The 19920-nt window shown below is 63.1% G+C and carries 19 protein-coding genes; 13 read left to right on the top strand and 6 right to left on the bottom strand.

Going from position 1 to position 19920, the window contains the following annotated elements:
- Positions 1 to 92 precede the first annotated feature (92 nt).
- From LGH83_RS10125 to LGH83_RS10115, 3 genes are all read right to left on the bottom strand, one after another.
- Positions 93 to 1232 carry a Re/Si-specific NAD(P)(+) transhydrogenase subunit alpha gene (locus LGH83_RS10125; RefSeq protein ID WP_227398582.1) on the bottom strand — a complete coding sequence of 380 codons (1140 nt, stop codon included), beginning with the start codon at positions 1230 to 1232 and terminating at the stop codon, positions 93 to 95.
- Positions 1233 to 1349: 117 nt separating this feature from the next.
- A complete protein-coding gene (locus LGH83_RS10120; protein WP_227398581.1) occupies positions 1350 to 1475 on the bottom strand; it encodes an aa3-type cytochrome c oxidase subunit IV in 126 nt (41 codons plus the stop codon).
- Between the two features lie 7 nt (positions 1476 to 1482).
- On the bottom strand, positions 1483 to 1686 hold the full coding sequence (locus tag LGH83_RS10115) for a hypothetical protein (RefSeq protein ID WP_227398580.1): 204 nt from the start codon (positions 1684 to 1686) through the stop codon (positions 1483 to 1485).
- Between LGH83_RS10115 and LGH83_RS10110 the strand changes: the two genes are divergently transcribed.
- Complete coding sequence (locus LGH83_RS10110; RefSeq protein WP_227398579.1) at positions 1685 to 2743, top strand: YeiH family protein; 1059 nt, start codon at positions 1685 to 1687, stop codon at positions 2741 to 2743. The two genes, LGH83_RS10115 and LGH83_RS10110, sit on opposite strands and share 2 nt — an antisense overlap.
- A 38-nt stretch (positions 2744 to 2781) precedes the next feature.
- Positions 2782 to 3693, top strand: a complete 912-nt coding sequence (locus LGH83_RS10105) for a LysR family transcriptional regulator (RefSeq protein ID WP_227398578.1) — start codon at positions 2782 to 2784, stop codon at positions 3691 to 3693.
- 6 nt (positions 3694 to 3699) lie between these two features.
- Here LGH83_RS10105 and LGH83_RS10100 read toward each other — a convergent pair whose 3' ends face one another.
- Positions 3700 to 4431: an SDR family NAD(P)-dependent oxidoreductase gene (locus LGH83_RS10100; protein WP_227398577.1), complete on the bottom strand. Its 732-nt coding sequence runs from the start codon at positions 4429 to 4431 to the stop codon at positions 3700 to 3702.
- A 75-nt stretch (positions 4432 to 4506) separates the two neighbouring features.
- On the opposite strand from LGH83_RS10100, the gene LGH83_RS10095 reads away from it, so the two are divergent.
- Complete coding sequence (locus LGH83_RS10095; RefSeq protein WP_227398576.1) at positions 4507 to 5772, top strand: AGE family epimerase/isomerase; 1266 nt, start codon at positions 4507 to 4509, stop codon at positions 5770 to 5772.
- On the opposite strand, the gene LGH83_RS10090 is transcribed toward LGH83_RS10095, so the two are convergent.
- Positions 5769 to 6611, bottom strand: a complete 843-nt coding sequence (locus LGH83_RS10090) for a MurR/RpiR family transcriptional regulator (protein ID WP_227398575.1) — start codon at positions 6609 to 6611, stop codon at positions 5769 to 5771. The two genes, LGH83_RS10095 and LGH83_RS10090, sit on opposite strands and share 4 nt — an antisense overlap.
- 251 nt (positions 6612 to 6862) lie before the next feature.
- On the opposite strand from LGH83_RS10090, the gene LGH83_RS10085 reads away from it, so the two are divergent.
- The 10 genes from LGH83_RS10085 (at position 6863) to ppa (ending at position 15994) form a co-directional block, all read left to right on the top strand.
- On the top strand, positions 6863 to 8656 hold the full coding sequence (locus LGH83_RS10085; protein ID WP_227398574.1) for an ABC transporter ATP-binding protein/permease: 1794 nt from the start codon (positions 6863 to 6865) through the stop codon (positions 8654 to 8656).
- 391 nt (positions 8657 to 9047) lie between these two features.
- Positions 9048 to 9374, top strand: coding sequence for a glycosyltransferase (locus LGH83_RS10080; RefSeq protein WP_264479181.1), 327 nt, complete (start codon positions 9048 to 9050; stop codon positions 9372 to 9374).
- On the top strand, positions 9358 to 9756 hold the full coding sequence (locus tag LGH83_RS10075) for a hypothetical protein (protein ID WP_227398572.1): 399 nt from the start codon (positions 9358 to 9360) through the stop codon (positions 9754 to 9756). Before LGH83_RS10080 ends, LGH83_RS10075 begins: the two co-directional genes overlap by 17 nt.
- Positions 9757 to 9847: 91 nt before the next feature.
- Positions 9848 to 11086 carry an argininosuccinate synthase gene (locus LGH83_RS10070; protein WP_227398571.1) on the top strand — a complete coding sequence of 413 codons (1239 nt, stop codon included), beginning with the start codon at positions 9848 to 9850 and terminating at the stop codon, positions 11084 to 11086.
- 123 nt (positions 11087 to 11209) lie between these two features.
- Complete coding sequence (locus LGH83_RS10065) at positions 11210 to 11812, top strand: YceI family protein (RefSeq protein WP_227401798.1); 603 nt, start codon at positions 11210 to 11212, stop codon at positions 11810 to 11812.
- Positions 11813 to 11884: 72 nt separating this feature from the next.
- A complete protein-coding gene (locus LGH83_RS10060; protein ID WP_227398570.1) occupies positions 11885 to 12496 on the top strand; it encodes a cytochrome b in 612 nt (203 codons plus the stop codon).
- Positions 12497 to 12509: 13 nt separating this feature from the next.
- The gene (locus LGH83_RS10055) at positions 12510 to 13061 is read left to right on the top strand and encodes a YceI family protein (protein WP_227398569.1); all 552 of its coding nucleotides are present in this window, start codon (positions 12510 to 12512) and stop codon (positions 13059 to 13061) included.
- Positions 13062 to 13326: 265 nt separating this feature from the next.
- The gene (locus tag LGH83_RS10050; RefSeq protein WP_131196523.1) at positions 13327 to 14691 is read left to right on the top strand and encodes a DEAD/DEAH box helicase; all 1365 of its coding nucleotides are present in this window, start codon (positions 13327 to 13329) and stop codon (positions 14689 to 14691) included.
- Between the two features lie 121 nt (positions 14692 to 14812).
- Positions 14813 to 15319, top strand: coding sequence for a GNAT family N-acetyltransferase (locus LGH83_RS10045; protein ID WP_227398568.1), 507 nt, complete (start codon positions 14813 to 14815; stop codon positions 15317 to 15319).
- Positions 15320 to 15448: 129 nt separating this feature from the next.
- The gene (ppa, locus tag LGH83_RS10040; protein ID WP_131113300.1) at positions 15449 to 15994 is read left to right on the top strand and encodes an inorganic diphosphatase; all 546 of its coding nucleotides are present in this window, start codon (positions 15449 to 15451) and stop codon (positions 15992 to 15994) included.
- Positions 15995 to 16048: 54 nt separating this feature from the next.
- Here the strand turns inward: ppa and LGH83_RS10035 are convergent, their stop codons facing one another.
- Positions 16049 to 19870 (bottom strand): PAS domain S-box protein, encoded by a 3822-nt coding sequence (locus LGH83_RS10035; RefSeq protein ID WP_227401665.1) that lies wholly within the window; start codon positions 19868 to 19870, stop codon positions 16049 to 16051.
- Positions 19871 to 19920 lie beyond the last annotated feature (50 nt).

Genomic DNA, 19920 nt, shown 5'->3' with positions numbered 1-19920 from the left:
CGGCTTGATCTTGTCCGGCAGAATAACCGGCATCCCCGGCACATCCGTGCCACATCGTCTTGCGTTCAAGCTGCTCCGAGGAGCAGCCTGCCTTAGGCCGCCTTGGGCTGGAAGTTCGGATGGACGATGGCGCCGTCCCGCGTCAGGCAGGTAGCCTTTACGAGATCGTCGTCCCAGTTCACCGCGACCGTCTTGCTGGTCTTGTCGATCAGCGTTTCGACGAAAGCGTAGAGGTTGCGCGCGTAGAGGCTGGAGGCCGTGGCGGCGAGCCGTCCGGGCACGTTCAGGTAGCCGACGATCTTCACGCCGTCGTGGTCGACGACCTCGCCAGGCCGGGACAATTCGCAATTGCCACCACGCTCGACCGCGAGATCGAGGATCACCGATCCCGGGCGCATGGATTGCACCATGGCGGACGTGACGAGGCGCGGCGCCGGTCGACCGGGAATCAGAGCCGTCGTGATGACGATGTCCTGCTTGGCGATATGGGCCGCCACCAAGGCCGCCTGCTTCTGCTTGTAGCCTTCAGACATCTCCTTGGCGTAGCCACCGGAGGTCTCGGCCTGTTTGAACTCGTCGTCCTCGACGGCCACGAATTTCGCGCCGAGCGACTCCACCTGCTCCTTGGTGGCGGGGCGGACGTCCGTCGCGGTCACGATCGCGCCAAGGCGCCGCGCCGTTGCGATCGCCTGCAGTCCCGCGACCCCGACCCCCATGATAAAGATGCGGGCGGCCGGAACCGTGCCGGCGGCGGTCATCATCATCGGCAGGGCGCGGCCATATTGCTCGGCCGCATCGATGACCGAGCGATAGCCGGCGAGATTGGCCTGGCTCGAGAGCACGTCCATGACCTGGGCGCGCGTGATACGGGGCATCAGCTCCATGGAAAAGCCGGTCACGCCGGCCTCAGCCATGATCCGCAGAGCTTCATCCTGCCCGTAGGGATCCATGATGCCGACCACGATGGCGTTGCGCTTGATGTTGGCGAGGTCGGCCCCGTCGGGGCGCCGAACCTTCAGCACGATATCGGCATCCAGCAAGGTTCCGGCCGCATCGGGTTCCAGCGTCGCGCCGGCCGCCTCGAAGTCGCGGTCGCGAATGCCCGCTTTCGTGCCGGCGCCGCTCTGCACCGCCACGCTCGCGCCGAGGGCGATGAATTTGCGGATCGTGTCGGGTGTCGCGCCGACGCGCGGCTCGGTCGGGTCGGATTCGGCCGGCACGGCGATTCGCATAGGGTTCCTCCGATGAGCCGATGCCGTCGAGAGCAAGGGCACAAGCGACGCCTTTGGCCTGTGATCGGCCATTCGGGCAGGGGATTACGCGCCGCCACAGCGGTCGCGTCGGATCGATCAGACGAGGAAGAAGGCGAGAAGCAGGAGGATGACCGCGACCACGATCGTGCCCCATTTCACGGCCCAGAGAAAGCCGACGTAGGTCCGCTCGTGCTCGGCATAATCCATATACCGGCTGTCCATCGGGACATCATCCGAATTGGCCATCATCCACCCCAACATCATCGTCTTTGTCTTGGCCATATCCGAACTTCGCAAGGGGAGCAACGCCGACTGATATTTGGATGACCGGGTCGCCGCGCAACCGTTCGCTTTTGCCGATCGAAATAAAAATAACTACGCGTTGGATCGAACGATTGGGGAATGCAAAATGCGGCATCGAGGTTGCGCCCATGTCCGTTCATCCATCCATCCTTTCCGCCTCTCACAATGTGGGCCGCCTCCTTCCGGGGCTTGCGCTTTGCGGCCTCGTGACGCTGCTGGCCTTCGTGGCGCAAAGCGGAGAGGAACGGCTATTCGGGAGGGCGTGGCTGGAATCGCTCGTCCTCGCCATTGTGATCGGCACGGTGGTGCGGACGTTGTGGACGCCACCGGAGCGGTGGCTTCCCGGCATCGCCTTCAGCGCCAAGACCCTGCTCGAAATCGCGGTCATGCTGCTCGGCGCTTCGCTCAGCATCGGCACCATCGTTGCGGCCGGTCCGGGTCTGTTGTTCGGGATCGCCGGCGTGGTCGTGATGGCGATTGGCATCAGCTACATGATCGGCCGTGTCCTCGGCCTCCCGTGCCGGATGGCCATCCTGGTGGCGTGCGGCAATTCCATCTGCGGCAACTCGGCCATCGCCGCCACCGCGCCCGTCATCGGTGCCGAAAGCGACGATATCGCGGCTTCGATCGGCTTCACGGCGGTCCTCGGCGTTTTGGTGGTGATCGGCCTGCCGTTGCTGGTTCCCGTGCTGGGAATGAGCAAGCTTCAATATGGCGTTCTCGCCGGGCTCACGGTCTATGCCGTGCCGCAGGTGATCGCCGCCACTGCCCCGATCGGCGCTCTCAGCGTACAAATCGGAACGCTCGTCAAACTGGTCCGCGTGCTGATGCTCGGCCCGGTCATGCTGGTGCTCTCGCTCGGCGCGGGCCATCTGTCGCGCCATGCCGGCGCGGTTGGGGTCGCGCCGCCCCGTTTGTCGATCGCAAAGCTCGTCCCCTGGTTCATCATCGGCTTTCTGGCCCTTGTGGCGGCACGGAGTTCCGGCTTGGTCCCCGGCGCGGCCTTGGCGCCGATGTCGACCCTCGCCAACAAGCTCACGATCGTGTCCATGGCGGCGCTCGGGCTTGGGGTCGACGTGCGGGTTGTGGCTCGGGCGGGATTGCGGGTCACGGCAGCGGTCGTGGTCTCGCTCCTGGCGCTCGGCGGCATCAGTCTCGGTTTGATCCGGTTGCTCGGTATCGCCTGACCTGCGAGGTTGCGTGCCCCGACGACCGCCGGACCAGTATGACTCTCGAACAGCTTCGGATCTTCATCGCGGTCGCGAGCCGCGAGCATGTCACGCAGGCGGCGGGTGAGCTGAACCTGACGCAATCCGCTGTCAGTGCGGCCGTCGCGGCGCTGGAAGAACGCTACGCCACCAAGCTGTTCGACCGCGTCGGGCGCCGCATCGCGCTGACGGACGCGGGCCGCCTCTTTCTAATCGAGGCGCGTGCCGTCCTGGCTCGGGCGAAGGCGGCCGAGTTGGTGTTATCGGACCTCGCCGGCCTCAAGCGCGGCTCGTTGGCACTGGCCGCAAGCCAGACCATCGGCAACTATTGGCTACCTGAGAAGATGCAGCTGTTCCGCAAGGCTCATCCGGGCGTCGACCTGCATCTCACGATCGACAACACCGCCCGTGTGGCCACGATGGTTCGCGACGGAACTGTGGATCTCGGCTTCGTCGAGGGTGAGGTCGACGATCCGGCGTTCGCAAGTCGCGCCGTGGCCGACGATGAACTGATCATGGTGGTCGGGCCGCGCCATCCCTGGGCGAGCCGACGCAGCATCGCCCCGCAGGACCTGATCGACACCGGCTGGGTCTTGCGGGAGCCGGGGTCGGGCACGCGCTCCCGCTTCGAGGAGGCTTTGCGCGGCTTCGGCGTCGATCCGGACCGACTGACGGTGCGGCTGGAACTTCCGTCCAACGAAGCCGTGCGAACCGCTATCGAGACCGGCCCCGAGGCGAGCGTGCTGTCGCGGCTTGTGGCCGCCTTGGCGTTGCGGGCCGGAACGCTGGCTGAAGTGCGATTTGCGCTGCCGCGTCGGCACTTCACCATGTTGCGTCACAAAGAGCGGTCCATCACAGCGGCCGAAACCGCGCTGATGAAGGTGGCGGCCGCCGATGCGCCACGCAGGGGTGCCGACTACGCGATTTGAGGCGATTTAGCCTTTCGTCCGTAAAGTCGAGCGACCTCCATCGACCCCGATCACCTGGCCGGTGATCCAGCCGGCGTCTTCGGACAGAAGAAACGCCGCCAGGGCGGCAATGTCATCGGGCTCGCCGAGCCGTCGCAGCGCATGCAGATCGGCGACCGCCTTGGCAAGCGCCTCGTTCCGCGTCAGCGGCGCCGCGAGGGGCGTTCGGGTCAGCGATGGGGCGATGCAATTGACCCGCACCTTGGGGGCGAGTTCTGTCGCTAGCGAACGGGCCAGCCCCTCCACCGCCGCTTTGGCCATGCCGATCGAGGCATGGCCCGAAAAGCCCTGCGTGGCCGCGACGGAGGAAAACAGCACGATCGAGGCATCTCCATGCGCAGCCTTGAGGGCGGGCGCAGCAGCCTGGATCGTCAGGGCGGCACCGAGCGCGTTGGCCCGGAAATCGATGTCAAATTCCGCCGTCGTGAGAGACTGCAGCGGCTTTACCGTGATGGTCCCGACCGCGTAGACGAGCCCCTTGATCGGGCCCGCCGAGATGATGTCCGTGATGGTGGATTGCACAGCCCCGGCATCGGTGACATCGAGCTGCCGGGTCGTGACGCCGAGCTCTTGCCCGACCGCCTCGAGCTTGGCGGCGTCGCGGCCGATCAGCACGACGGTCTCGCCGCGCTGGGTCAAGCGCCGCGCGATGGCGCTGCCGATACCGCCGGCGCCGCCGACGATCAAAATGGGTTCCACCAAGGACCTCCTCGTTGCATAGATCTCCCCAGGGTTATGGTCCTGGCGCACTCGAAGGGTAGGGAGACGGCGAAGATGTTGAACCAGGAGGGACGCGTGTTGCGACCGTGGGCTTCGAGCTCTTACCATCGCCAGTGGTTGCTCGGCCAGGCGCATGGGCTGCTCGACGCGTTCGCGCACGACACCATCAATCCGCATGGCGGCTTCTTCGAACTCGATGAGCACGGAGGGCCAATCCGTGATGCGTCCGGTTCGAACACCCGCGCGATCCATGTCACCACGCGAATGATCTACTGTTATTCGGTCGCCCATCTGCTCGGCCACCCCGGGGCCGCAGCCATCGTCGACCACGGCATGGCCTATCTTTGGTCAGCCCATCGCGATGCAGTCGAGGGGGGCTATTTTTGGAGCGTCGACGACAAAGGTCCGGTCGATGCCACCAAACAGGCCTATGGACACGCCTTCGTGCTGCTGGCGGCCGCCAGCGCCAAGACGGTGGGGCACCCCGATGCAGACCGCCTCCTGGCCGACATCACACAGGTGCTGCGGGACAAGTTCTGGGAGCCGCAGCACGGGGCATCGGCGGAGGAATTCTCAGCCGACTGGACGCCGATCGACACCTACCGTGGCCAGAACTCCAACATGCACCTGACCGAAGCCCTCATGGCGGCCCACGAGGCGACGGGTGACGGGCAATATCTCGTTATGGCCGAGTCGATCGCCGATCTTCTGATTCGGCGCATCACAGCCAGACATGCCTGGACTTTGCCCGAACATTTCTCGGAGAACTGGGAGGTCAATCGGGATTATGCGGGATCCGAGATGTTCCGCCCGGCCGGAACGACGCCCGGCCACTGGCTGGAATGGAGCCGCCTCATCCTTCAATTATGGATCGCCGGAGGGCGTCGGCACGAGTGGATGCCCGAGGCCGCATCGGCTTTGTTCCACAATGCGATCAACCAGGGATGGGACCGCACGCGCGGCGGTTTCTTCTACACGCTCGATTTCGATCGTAACCCCCTCGTGACCGACAAGATCTGGTGGCCGGCTTGCGAGGGAATCGCAGCCGCCTCGTTTATCGGGGCCAATGCCGACGATCCCTTCTATGAGACATGGTATCGCGCGATTTGGGATTGGAGCGCCGCCAACCTGATCGATCCGGCGCATGCCGGTTGGCGACCGCAACTCGATGCGGACCTCAAGCCCAAATCGACGCTGTTTACCGGGAAGCCGGACATCTATCACACGCTGCAGGCCTATCTGATCCCGCTGTTTCCGGCGACCGGCGGCCTGCTCGGCGTGATCGGTGCCGCCGAGCAACAGCCCGTCGGGCCGGTTTAAAGCCGAGCCTCCGCGACCGCCACCGCCAAGGTCATGGCCAGCACCATGGTGGCCGACATCGGGCGGAAACCCTGACAGTCGGCCTCGACGATCTCGAACCAGATGCCATCCTCGGGAACGATCGGGCTGAAGGGACTGTCTGTGATCACCACCATGGCGGCACCGCGCGTCGCGATCTGCCGGGCCAGCATCACGGCCGATGAGGCATAGGGCGTGAAGCTGACGGCCAAAGCCGCGTCACGCGGGGTCGCGAAGGAGGCGGTTTCGGCATCGGTGCCCACCGCCGACCCGATCAGGACGTTGCGAATGCCAAGCTTGCCGAGCGCATAGCTCATGTAGGACGTGACCGGAAACGACCGCCGTTGCCCGATCAGATAGATGGTTTCCGCCTTGCTCAACCGATCGACCGCGCGCTCGATGGTGGCGGGGTCGATTTGCGTCCGCACGGCGCGGATCGACCGTTCCGCCGCCTCCGCGAATCCCTCGAACAGGGCGGCAGCGCGCGCCGTTTCCGGCCCGGTCCGGAGCGCCTGCAGACGCTCCTCGTAGCTCGGTACGCGCTCGCGCAAGCGATCGCGGAAAATCGTCTGCAGGTCTGAAAAACCCTGGTAGCCGAGCGCCTGAGCGAAGCGGATCAGGGTGGATGGCTGCACCTGCGCCTGTTCGGCAATGCTGGCGGCCGTGCCGAACGCAACCTCATCCGGATTGGCGAGCGTGAAGGCCGCGACCTGCGCCAGCCGCTTCGGCAGGCCTTTCTTGCGCGACAGCAAGGCATCGCGCAGTCCCTCGAAGCTCCGCGGTGCCGCGGGTCCGATCTCGACAACGTCTTCGTCGGACATGTTCAACCCTCGACGGTGTGACCGGCGCATGGTGCCTTCGCCACCGTTCTGGCCATAAATGGTCCAAATGCAACCCGTCGACGAACGACGATGCGCGCCGGGTTGCAGTTGCCGGCCGCCGCGGTGCGGCGACGTGTCGGAAACTTCACGTGTCACGCCCCCGCAATTTTGCTTTCTTGCAAAGGCAAAGCGTTTATTCCAGATCCACGAACCCGAGCGTCCCTCGTGAGGGACGTTCGCGGGAGATGCCGATGTCGAACTTCTTCGCCGCCCTCAAAGATATCTGGCGGCTCGCCTATCCCTATTTTCTTCGGCGCTCGCCCGGAGAGATCAGGCTATGGGTCATCGGTCCGGTCAAGATGCCCGAGAATGTGATCGGGTTATCGCTCCTCGCGGCAGTGGTGGTGCTGGAGATCGGCTTCTCCTACATGGCGAAGCAATTCAACTCCTGGTACGTCGGCTTCGGCAATTCCATTCAGGAGAAGAACTGGGGCGCCTTTCTCGACAGCTTCAAGATCTTCACGATCCTGGCCATTATCTACATCGTCATTGCGGTCTATAAGAGCTACATCAATCAGGTGCTGCAGATCCGCTGGCGCAAGTCGATGACGGATTTCTTCGTCGACCGCTGGCTGGCGCCCGCGCAGCATTATCGCTTGCGCCTCGTGACCGGCCCGGCCGACAACCCCGACCAGCGTATCGCCGAGGACGTGCATTCCTTCGTCGGTCAGACGATGGTTCTCGGGATCGGCTTTTTCGGCAATACCGTGCGGCTCGGGATCTTCCTGACCGTGTTATGGACATTGTCCGAGCAGTTCCCGATGACCAGCTTCGGCCTCTCGTTCAACATCCCCGGCTATCTGATCTGGCTCGCCGTCCTCTATGCCGCCGCCGGAACGCTGCTGACGCATCTGATCGGGCGGCCGCTGATCCGCTTGAAATATGATCAGGAGCGTTATGAGGCGAACTTCCGCTTCGGGATGGCGCGCATTCGCGAGAATAGCGAGCAAATCGCGCTTTTGGGCGGCGAACCGGCCGAGCGCGCCGAACTGGGCGAGCGCTACGGGTCGATCCTGGCCAATGTCTATGGTGTCATCCAACGCCAGAAGAAGCTGAACTGGTTCACCAGTTTCTTCGGCCAATTCTCGGTGATCTTCCCCTATCTGCTGCTCGGCCCGGCCTTTTTCTTCGGCAAGGCGACCTATGGGATTCTGATGCAGGCGGTGTCGACGTTCAGCAGCGTCCAGGATGGATTGACGTGGTTCGTGGATTCCTATGCCACTTTGGCCGATTATCGAGCCGTCGTGCAGCGTCTTGTCGGTTTCGAAGAAGCCATGCAACTCGCAACTGAAGCGGCCACACAGCCCCCGCATATCGCGCGCCAAGCCGGGAGCGCCGGCGTTCTTTCGGCCGACAATCTCGTCGTTATGCTGCCGACCCAGTCTCCGCTGACAGGCGCCGCCAGCCTCACGCTTGGTCGTGGCGATCGCGTGTTGCTGACGGGCCGCTCCGGCTCGGGTAAGACAACGCTGCTGCGCGCACTGTCCGGTATCTGGCCGTTCGGCCAGGGACGCATCGAGCTTCCACGGGGAGCTTCGGTCTTCGTGCTCCCGCAGCGGACCTATCTGCCGCTCGGCACCCTGCGACAGGCGCTCGTCTATCCGAAAACGCTGCAGGCTTATCCGGATGTGGCCGTACGCGAGGCGTTGCAGGCCGTCGGCCTCGGTAAGCTCGCGACCGAACTCGACGACGCCGGCAACTGGTCGCAGCGCCTCTCCGGCGGCGAACAACAAAGGTTGGGCGTCGCCCGTGTGCTGTTGGAGAAGCCCGACTTTCTTCTCCTCGACGAAGCCACCTCGGCCTTGGACGAGGCCGGAGAGTCTGAGATCTACAAGACCATCGTCGACCATCTTCCGAACGTCGGTCTGATCTCGGTCGGCCATCGCTCGACCTTGGCGGCGTTCCACAACCGTCAGATGGAAATGAAGGTCGTGGGGGACGGGCTGTTCAGCCCCGGTCAGCCGGTCGCCGCGGCGGCTGAGTAGAGTGGGGAGCGCGATGAACCTGCAGGCATCAAAGGCCATGATTCACCGTCTCTAACGCCGGTCTGATGATTGGTCATCATTTAGACGATGTTGAATCGGGTAGTCTTCGCGTATCGATGGTATAAGGCGTAGTCAGCCGCATTTCGCCGCACGAAAGCTGCCGCATCGACTGGATTAATCGCCAGTGAGGCGCGATCTGAGTCTCCAAACAGGGGGGTCGATTGCAAGTCATTGACGTAGTGACTTGGGTCGAAACTAATCCCGAGTGTGGCCAAGTTCGATGCCATCGCGCGATGCTCGAGCACGCAGACCAGATCAAACCGATTGAGTGCATGAAGGGCGGAGCTCAAGTGCTCTGGTCGACCTTTACGCATCGACCGACATCGTGCTGATGCCGAGCTGCTACGAATCCTTTGGCCTGGTGGCTATCGAGGCGATGGCGGCCGGCTCGGTCCCGATCTGCTTTGCGGTGGGCGGGCTAAAAGAGGTGGTCGTGGACGGTCAAAATGGTGTGCTGGTGGCCCCCGGCGACGATGCTGCCTATTGCGATAAGGTGATCGACCTTGCTCGGGACGGCAAACGCCTCAGCCGACTGAGCAGGGGAGCTCGGGCGTCCTTCGAGGAGAAATATACGGTCGAGATCATGGCGCAGATGATCGAAGCCGACCTTCGGACCGCTTACGACAAGGGAGTCAAACGACTTGTCGCTGTCTCCTGACCTTGTCATCAGCGCCTTTTCGCTCTTTCTGGGTGAGAAGGTCGCGAAAGATGATGCGATGGACATCGCTCATCGTCTCGGCTCGAAAGCCGAACTCATTGCTTACCTGATCCTCACGCGAGAGTGCTTCCAGTCGAGCCCGGCATTGATATCGGAGCTCCGGCAGGTTGCCGATGATCAGGCGACGCAATTTACGCGAAAGCCGGATGGGCGTCATCGCCCGCCGCCCGATACCCTCGCGCTCAAGGGAGAGCTGAAATCGATCCTCGACGAGGCTGCGGGCGGCAGGGATCTGTTCCAGCGAGCTGGCGAAGAAGTGCGGCGTTTGGCCATAAAGGGTGAACCCGGCTATCCTTTCGCTATGACAGTCCGGACCCGTTAGGCGTTGCGTAAGGGGCGCGGTTGCATCGGGTTTTTCACCGCCTATAAGGTCGAAAGACCCGCGCCACTGTCAGGTTCAGGATGGAATCCGCATGCCCACCCAAGACAAAGCCATTAAACGCGTCGTGCTCGCCTATTCGGGCGGTCTCGACACGTCGATCATCCTGAAATGGTTGCAGACCACCTATGGCTGCGAGGTCATCACCTTCACGGCCGATCTCGGCCAGGGTGAGGAGCTTGGCCCGGCACGCGACAAGGCCTTGCTGCTCGGCATCAAGCCGGAGCACATCTTCATTGAGGATCTCCGCGAGGAATTCGTGCGCGATTATGTCTTCCCGATGTTCCGGGCCAACGCGCAATACGAGGGACTCTACCTCCTCGGAACGTCCATCGCCCGGCCGCTGATCGCCAAGAAGCAGATCGAAATTGCCCGCAAGCTCGGCGCCGATGCCGTTTCGCACGGATCGACCGGGAAGGGTAACGATCAAGTGCGTTACGAGCTCGCCTATTACGCGCTCGAGCCGGACATCAAGGTCATCGCCCCCTGGCGCGAATGGGATCTGACCTCGCGCAGCGCGTTGCTCGAGTTTGCGGAGAAGAACCAGATTCCGATCGCCAAGGATAAGCGCGGCGATGCCCCGTTCTCAGTCGATGCCAACCTCCTGCATGCCTCGTCCGAGGGGAAGGTGCTGGAGGATCCCGCCGAGGAAGTGCCGGATTACGTCTACAGCCGCACGATATCGCCAGAGGATGCCCCCGATAAGCCGACCTACATCACGATCGACTTCGAGAAGGGTGACCCCGTTGCGATCGATGGCGAGGCGCTGTCGCCCGCGACATTGCTGGCCAAGCTCAACGACCTCGCGCGCCTGAACGGCATCGGCCGGCTCGATCTCGTCGAGAATCGATTTGTGGGGATGAAATCGCGCGGCATGTACGAGACGCCAGGCGGCACCATTCTGGCGGTCGCGCATCGCGGCATCGAATCGATCACGCTCGATCGTGGCGCGGCCCATCTCAAAGACGAGTTGATGCCGAAATATGCCGAGCTCATCTACAACGGCTTCTGGTTCTCGCCCGAGCGCGAGATGCTGCAGGCCTTGATCGACAAGAGCCAGACCCACGTGTCGGGCCAGGTCCGCATCAAGCTCTACAAGGGCAACACCATTCTGGTTGGCCGCTCGTCGCCCAACTCGCTCTACGATCAGGATCTCGTGACCTTCGAGGAGGGCGCAGTGGCCTATGACCATCGCGACGCGGCTGGCTTCATCAAGTTGAATGCGCTGCGGCTTCGCACGCTGGCCAAGCGCGACCGCAAGCTGCGCGGCTGAACTATCTAAAATTCCGATCATGGATCGCGAAATTTTGGTGATTTTGACGATGGTCCGATTGCGCTATCGAGAGGCGTCTTCACGAGGGCTCGCCCCTCGGTTGTGCATTGGAGAAGTCCTGTGATGTTTCGTACCGTATCCGCCCTGAGCCTTGTGGCTCTGCTCAGCGTCCCGGCTTTGGCGCAGACCAAAGTTGAGCCCGCCAAGGTCGAGGCCGGCAAATACAATGTCGATCCGAACCACACGCAGGTTCTGTTCGGCGTCAACCACATGGGTTTCACCACCTATTATGGCTCGTTCACCGACGCGGCCGGCACCCTCGATCTCGACCCGGCGAAGCCCGACGCCAGCAAGCTGGACGTGACGATCAAGACCGCGAGCGTCTCGGTCCCGAGCCCCAAGCTGCTGGACGAGTTGAAGGGTGACCAGTGGCTGGACGCCACCAAGTTCCCGGACACGAGCTTCAAATCCACGAAGGTGACGAAGACCGGCGCCACCACCGCCAACGTGACCGGCGACCTGACGCTGCATGGCGTGACGAAGCCGGTGACGCTCGCCGTGACCTACGTCAACGCTGGCACGAACCCGCTGAGCAAGAGCTACACGGCCGGCTTCGAAGCGAAGGGCAAGATCAAGCGCAGCGACTTTGGTGTGAAGACCTACGTGCCGCTCATCGGCGACGACGTCGATCTGATCATCAGCGGCTCGTTCGAACACGCCAAGTAAACCGATACGCGACATGAAGGGGATCGGCAAAGACGATCCCCTTTTTTCTTCACAGCAACGGGCGAGCCAGCCATGAGTGCATCCGTCGAGCGTGGCCAACGTTATACGAGCGTGGCTATCGCGCTGCATTGGCTCATCGGTTTGGCGATCCTCGCCATGGTGGTGATGGGCCTGCTGATGGTTCATGGCTCGCTGGCACCCGCCGATAAGTTTCGGCTCTATCAACTCCATAAGTCGGTCGGTCTCACCATTCTGATATTAGCTGTGCTGCGCCTCGTCTGGCGGTTCAGCCATCGGCCCCCAACCTTGCCGGCTGACATGCCGGCCTGGGAGCGGGGAGCCGCTGAAGGCACCCATGTGGTGCTCTATGCCTTCATGATCGGATTGCCCCTGGTCGGCTGGGCGCTCGTTTCCGCATCGCCGTTCAACCTTCCGACCGTCCTCTACGGGGTGCTGCCCTGGCCGCATCTTAGCTTTTTGTCGAGCCTTCCGGCCGCCAGCAAGAAGTCCGTCGGGGCTGTGCTGGAAATGGTCCATGCCTACGGGGCTTACGTTCTGATCGCTTTCGTGGCCCTCCACGCGGGTGCGGCCTTGCGGCACTACTTCATCGAGCAGGATACGATTTTGCAGCGCATGATCCCGGGGCTGCCCCGGTTCGGTGCGCGATCGACCACGAGGCCATGACATGATGCTCCGCATGCTTTCGACTGCCGTCGCAATCGCGTTGTTGTCCGCAACCGCTGCCTCGGCCGCGACCTGGACGGTCGATCCGGCCAAAAGCAAGGTCACGTTTTCTGGGACCCAGACGGGCGAGCCTTTCTCTGGGACCTTCAAGAGCTTCAAGGCGACGATCGACTTCGATCCCGCCAAGCCGGAGGCAGCTCACGCTCTGGTCACGATCGACATGGCTAGCGCCAAAACGGGCGATCAGCAGCGGGACGAAGCGCTGCCTGGCGCCGACTGGTTCGATGTGACGACCTTTCCGCAAGCCACCTTCGAGGCCACGGGCTTCAAGCCCAAGGGCGGCGACGCCTATGAGGCGGACGGCACCCTGACGATCCGTCGGATCAGCAAGCCGGTGGTGCTGCCTTTCACCTTGTCGATCAGCGGCAATACGGCTCACGCGGTCGGTAAGGCCCAGGTGATCCGCACCGCCTTTGGTGTGGGGCAGGGCGCTTGGACGACGGCCGATTACGTCGCCTTCGAGGTGAGTGTCGATGTCGACCTCTCGGCGACCAGCCAGCCCTGATCCGAGCTCTCGACGGCGGCGGGCAAGAGTTCGCCTCGCATTGACTTATCGCACGGTAACGCGCATATCAGTCGCGGGTCAGAAGACGTGCCTGGCGCACGAAGCCGCGTGAACGGAGTTCCATAACTCCGCGCTTGATGACCGAAGCACCCTGACGACTGCCCGGCTCACGCAAGGGCAAGTGCACGGATCGCAGCTTTTGCTTGGCTGCGTGTCCGATCGGCGTCATCGCTGCGTCCTGAACTCCACGAAAGAACCCCATATCTTGACGACTTTTACCGACCTCGGCCTTCCGGCGCCGATCTTGAAGGCGCTTGCGGCCGAAGGCTACGAGAACCCGACCCCTATCCAAGAACAATCCATCCCGCATTTGCTGGCCGGCTCCGATCTTCTCGGTGTCGCTCAAACCGGCACCGGTAAAACCGCAGCCTTCGCGCTGCCGATGCTGACGCATCTCAACAAGATCAACCGCCAGGCCGGCCCGCGCGCTTGCCGCGCCCTCGTGCTCGCCCCGACCCGCGAGCTCGCCAGCCAGATCCAGGCGAGCTTCGCGACCTATGGCAAGTTCCTCCGCATCACCTCGACCGTGGTGTTCGGTGGCGTGCCGATCGGCAAGCAGATCCGCGCCGTCGCCAATGGCATCGATGTCGTCGTCGCGACGCCCGGCCGCCTGCTCGACCTCATGGATCAGCGCGCTTTGACGCTCAGCGAGGTCGAACTCTTCGTCTTGGACGAAGCCGATCGCATGCTCGACATGGGCTTCGTGCGCGACATCAAGCGCATTCTGACCAAGCTGCCGGCTCGTCGCCAGACCCTGTTCTTCTCGGCCACCATGCCGAAGGAGATCGCCGATCTCGCCTCCTCGATGCTGACCAAGCCGGTTCAGGTCGCGGTGACGCCGGTTGCCTCTACGGTCGATCGCATCGCCCAGCACATCATCTTCTGCCCCACGCGGCAGAAACAGGCCGTGTTGCACAAGCTGCTCGAAGACTCGAAGATCGAGCGCGCGGTCGTCTTCTCCCGCACCAAGCATGGAGCCGATCGGATCGCCAAGCATCTCGCGGCAGCCGGTATTCCGGCCGATGCGATCCATGGGAATAAATCGCAAGGCCAGCGTGAGCGGGCCATGGCGGCGTTTCGGTCCGGCAAGTCGCGCCTGCTGATCGCGACCGACATCGCGGCACGCGGCATCGATGTCGACGGCGTGACGCATGTGATCAACTTCGACCTGCCCAACATTGCCGAAAGCTACGTCCACCGCATCGGCCGTACGGCGCGTGCCGGTGCCGATGGCGAGGCCATCTCGATGGTGGCGGACGACGAGCGCAGCTACCTGCGTGATATCGAACGGCTCATCCGTCGCCGCATCGACATCATGCCGCTGCCCGAAGGTCTGACCGTGCTTCCCGCACTCGTCGAAGCCGAGCGTCAGGAATCACCGCGCGGCCAGCGGCCGCCGCGCCGCTCGGGCGCCCCGGCCGGCGCCCATGCCAACCATGGTGGCGGACGTCGCCCCGACGATCGTCGTGCCGTCGAAGGTGCCGGAGCGGCCGCCCCGCGTCCGTCGCGCGCTCCCGGCAATGGGCCGGCGCGTGATGGCGCCCAGCGGACGCGCTTTCAGGGTCGCTGATCGCGGTCTCGATGTCCGGTCCGTGTCGATCACGGCCCGGGCCACGGAGCAGTCAACGGACCGGCATAAAAAATGGCGGTGAGGCCTTGCCTCACGCCGTCGGCCCGCCATACCATCGGCCATGGTCGAGACTGTGGTCACCATCAGAGGCGCTCGAACCGGCGATGCCTTCGACATCGCCGAGGTTCATGATGCGGCTTGGCGGGACGCCTACCGGGGTATTATCCCTGGGCGGGAACTCGAAAAAATGATTGCGCGGCGCGGCCCCAAATGGTGGCACACGGCGATCGTTCGAGGCACCCGGCTCACCGTTCTCGACTTTGACGAATCGATTGCCGGTTATGCGAGCTACGGCCGCAACCGTGTGCCGTCGATGCCCTATGGCGGCGAATTATTCGAGCTTTACTTGGCGCCGGAATTTCAAGGGCTCGGCTTCGGCCGTCGTCTGTTCGACGCCGCGCGGCGGGACCTTGCCAATCATGGCTATACATCGACGCTCGTTTGGGCGCTGTCCGACAACGAACGCGCATTGTCGTTCTATCGGCATCTCGGCGGTCAAGTCATTCGCGAGGCCGAGGAGCGGTTTGGCAGCGAAGTTCGGGGCCGTGTCGCGTTTGGCTTCAAGTGAAGCGGCACGGTTTGGAACGCTCCAGCTAAATGGCGGCTCGCCGGACGAGGTGGTCTATTAACTGACGCCGTCTACGGTTATGGTCCCTTCGGGCAGTGCCCGTCTGTTAGGCGTTTTCGGAGCGTGACGATGAAACTCGAAGCCGTATCGATCGGCAAGAATCCACCCGATGAAGTGAATGTCATCATCGAGGTGCCGATTGGCGGCGAGCCCATCAAATACGAGATGGACAAGGAAGCCGGCGCTCTCGTGGTCGATCGCTTCCTCTACACCGCCATGCGGTATCCGGGGAATTATGGGTTCATTCCGCATACACTGTCGGATGATGGCGATCCATGTGACGTGATCGTGGCCAATACGCGGGCGATCATTCCAGGCGCCGTGATGGCGTGCCGCGTCGTCGGTGCGCTCATCATGGAGGACGAGGGCGGCGGCGACGAGAAGATCATCGCGGTTCCGGCCAATAAGCTGACGCGGCGCTACGAGAAAGTGCTGAACTACACCGACTTGCCAGCGATCACGCTCGAGCAGATCGAGCATTTCTTTCAGCACTATAAGGATCTCGAACCCAACAAATGGGTCAAGATCGTCCGGTGGTGCGACGCCGCCGAGGCGCGTGAGTTGATCCTTCAGGGGATCGAGCGCGCCAAGGCCGCGAAAGCCGCCAAGGGCTGACGCGGGGACTTTATACCCATCGCGATCCGAGAGGCTGGCGAAAGCCGGCCTTTTTCATTGTGTCAGCATCTCGCGAACCTTGGTGGCGAGATCGTTGATCGCGAATGGCTTGGTGATCATCTGCATTGATGTGTCGGGCGCGCCATGCCCGAAGGCGGCATTCTCCGCATAACCCGTGATGAACAACACCTTCAGACCCGGCCGGCTCGCGCGTGCCATTTCGGCCAATTGACGCCCATTCAGGCCGGGAAGGCCAACGTCCGTCACGACGAGATCGACCCGTGCCCGACCCTGCAGGATCGAGAGACCGCCCATGCCGTCCGGGGCTTCGAGGGTCTGGTACCCGAGTTCGCGGAGCACATCGAGCACGAGCGCGCGCACAACGGCATCGTCCTCGACCACGAGAACCGTTTCGCCATCCGCCGTCGCCGGAAGAGAGGTGGGTGACGCGAGATCGTTCGGTTGGCTCGCTCCGGCGAAGCGAGGCACCATCAGCGTGAAGGTCGTGCCGAGGCCAAGCGCCGACTCGACCCTGACGTGACCTTCGGATTGGCGCGCGAAACCATAGATCATCGAGAGGCCAAGCCCGGTTCCCTGGCCGATCGGCTTGGTGGTGAAAAACGGCTCGAAGATGCGAGCCATCACGTCCGGCTCCATGCCCATGCCGGTATCGCTGACCTGCAACGTCACATATTGCCCGGGCCGTCGATCGGGATCGATCAGGGCTTCAGCCTCGTCGATCTCGATATTGTTGGTCTCGATCGTCAACATACCGCCATCAGGCATCGCATCGCGCGCATTGATCACAAGGTTCAAAAGCGCATTTTCGAGCTGATGCGGATCGCACAACGTGGTCCAGAGATCCGGCGACAGGCGCAGGCTGATATCAATCGCTTCGCCGAGCGTGCGTTGGAAGAGATCCTCCATCGAGGCCACAAGTGCGTTGGCGTCGACGGGCTTGGCGTCCAGCGGCTGGCGGCGCGCAAAGGCGAGCAAGCGATGCGTGAGCGCGGCCGCGCGTTGAGCCGACGTTCCCGCTGCCGTCATGTAGCGATCGAGTTCCCCGATCCTGCCCTGGGCAATGCGTTTTCGCATCAGGTCCAGGCTGCCCGTGATGCCGGTCAGCAGATTGTTGAAGTCATGCGCGATGCCGCCGGTGAGTTGCCCAACCGCCTCCATCTTCTGAGATTGGCGGAGCGCGTCCTCGGCACGCTGTCGGTCGGCCATTTCGGCCACCAATCGTGCATTGGCGAGGCTGAGTTCCTGCGTGCGGGACGCGACCTGCCGCTCGAGATCCTCGCCGAATCGGACTTGCGCCTCGCGCGCACGAATCTGATCGTCGACGTCGGTATTGGTCCCGAACCAGCGGAGGATCGTGCCATTCTCCTCGCGGATCGGCATCGCGCGCGAGAGGAACCAGCGGTACGAGCCATCGCGGCCGCGCAGCAGAAAGGTGTCCTCCCAGGGTGTGCCGTCGCGGAAACAGGCGTGGAGCCGATGTGCCACATCGTCGACCATGTCGGGATGATGGGCAATGCGCCAGCCTTGACCGCGCACCTCGTCGAGCGTCGTGCCGGTATAGTCAAACCAGCGCTCGTTATACCAAAAGATGTTGCCGTCCGGTGCGGCCATCCAGGCCAGCTGCGGAATGGTTTCGGCCATCGAGCGAAATCGCTGCTCGTCTTCACGTAAGGCTGCTTCCAGGCGCTTGCGGTCGGTGATGTCGCCGATCGTCCCGATGATGCGGCTGCAGCGCCCGTCAGTGAAGAAGGCCTGAGCCGACACTTCGATCCAGCGATCGTCGCTGCCGTCGGGTCGCTGAATTTCGAACTCATGCGCTTGATCGGCAAGCCGTCCATCCGCCAACGCGTTTTGAACGATCATGCGGAGATTGGTGCGTCCGGCCGGCGTCAGATGGCCCATCAAGCGTTCGATGCTCATCGTGACATCGGCGCCGAGGCCGAAAATCGCGCGACATCGATCATCCCAGGTGATGACGTCGATCGCGGGCTCGTAATCCCACAAGCCGAGGCCAGCCGCGCGGACCGCGAGTTTCGCATTGGTTTCGGCGGTGCGGAGCGATGTCTCGATCCGCTTGCGCTCCGTTATATCGACGACAGCACCTGGAAAACGGCTCGGACGACCGTCCGGCCCGTTGTAACAATGGCCGCGCGCCGCGAGCCAGCGAATGGACCCGTCCGCGAGTTGAACGCGATGCTCGATCGCGTAATCGCTGCCTTCGGCGAGCGCCTTGCGGACCGCTATGCCGATCCAGACGCGATCGTCGGGAAAGATGCCGGGGGCGTAATCGGCCACGGGAAGGCCGGCGGCCGCTGCGGCGGGATCAACCGAAAACAGGCGGGCGAAGCGCGGATCGGCATAGCAGAGATCATTGGCCACATCCCAATCCCAGATGCCAATCGTCTCCGAAGCGTGAAGCGCCAGCTGCAGCCGCTCTTCGCTTTGACGCATGTTCCGCAAGGCCCGCGCTTCGTCGACCTGGGCAAACCCCGTCGAGAGATGGCCGACCAGGATTTGTGCCACCAAAACGTCACGCGGCCCGAAGGCCTGGGGCGTCGTCGCCGTCGCCTCGAAGACACCGACGAACACGCCATGTCTCGAGATCGGCACTGCGATGATCGAGCGGATGCCGTACCGGTGACAGAGATCATGGTCGACGCGATCGTCGCATTCCGTATCGTCGCTGATGAGGGGCCGCCCGAGCTCAAGGCTTGCTCCCGAAAGGCTTCGATCGAGCGGAAGCCGCAGCCCGACCGCGCCGAAAGCCGGATCGGCGACAGCGCGATAGACGCAATGCTCGTCCTCGATCATTTGGACGGCGGCTCCCATCGCCTGCGGCATGACCTTTCGGGCACCATGGGCGACAGCCGCCACGATTGCGTCGAGGTCGCCTGCACCCGCTTCTATCGCGCGGAGAACCTCGGCGAGCGCTTCGTGTCGCCGCAGCTCGGCTCGGTTCGCCTCATCGGCATGGTGGCGCGCCGAGCGATCCTGCGCCGCCATCACGGCCCCGACCACGAGCCCGTCGACCAGGATCGGCGTATTCGAGCAACTCAGATAGGCTGGTGTGCCGTCGCGCCTCGCGAAGGTCGCTTCGACGTCGCGAGCGACTTTGCCGGTCTGCAGGACCTCGCGGAGCGCCTTTGTGTCGGCCTCATCCGCGTCAGGCGACAAGCACAGCGTGTCGTAGAGCGACCGGCCGTGGAGATCGGCCGCCGACCAGCCGAGCAGCCGTTCCGCAGCCGGATTGACGAAGACGATATGATGGGAAGCGTCGACCTGAATGATCGCGGTATCGATCGTGTCGGTGATGGTACGCAGAACATTGCCATGCGCCGAAATTTGCATTTCGGAGGATTTCAGCCCGGTTTCGTCCTTCAGGATCTTGAGGTAGCCGGTGATTTCGCCGCTGATGGTTTTTAGCGGCATCATCCGACCATCGGCCCAAAATCGAGATCCGTCGGAGCGCAGGTGCCATCGCAGGTCCATCGCATGGCCCGCCTCAATGGCGGTGCTCATCTCGCGTTCGGGGACGCCGGCCTCTCGATCTTCCGGCGTAAAGATGATCCGAATGTCCTGACCGACGATCTGCTCCTGAGACCAGCCGAGAACCCGCCGTGCCCCGACGTTCCATTCGACGATCCGCCCCTCGAGGCTTGCGGCGATGATGGCATAGTCGGTCGCGCTTTCGAGGATAGCCCGGTAAAGCAGCGTCTGGTCGAATGTCGTCGCGGTTTCGCCGGACGGAGTCACGCCTGAGTTGTCGGCCGCCGCGAGGGCGACGCGAATGGTTTTGAGATCTTGAAGAAGCTCCCGCTCGCGGCGTAGAAGATCCTCGATATCGCTCGGCTGCAACGGCTTCTCCGCTCCTCAACCCCATTCACGATTGCAGTGGGATAGGACGA

The sequence above is a fragment of the Lichenihabitans sp. PAMC28606 genome (assembly GCF_020616535.1).
Taxonomy (GTDB): domain Bacteria; phylum Pseudomonadota; class Alphaproteobacteria; order Rhizobiales; family Beijerinckiaceae; genus Lichenihabitans; species Lichenihabitans psoromatis.
The sequence above is the reverse complement of the archived record's forward strand: the minus strand, read 5'-3'. Positions and strand labels throughout refer to the sequence as shown.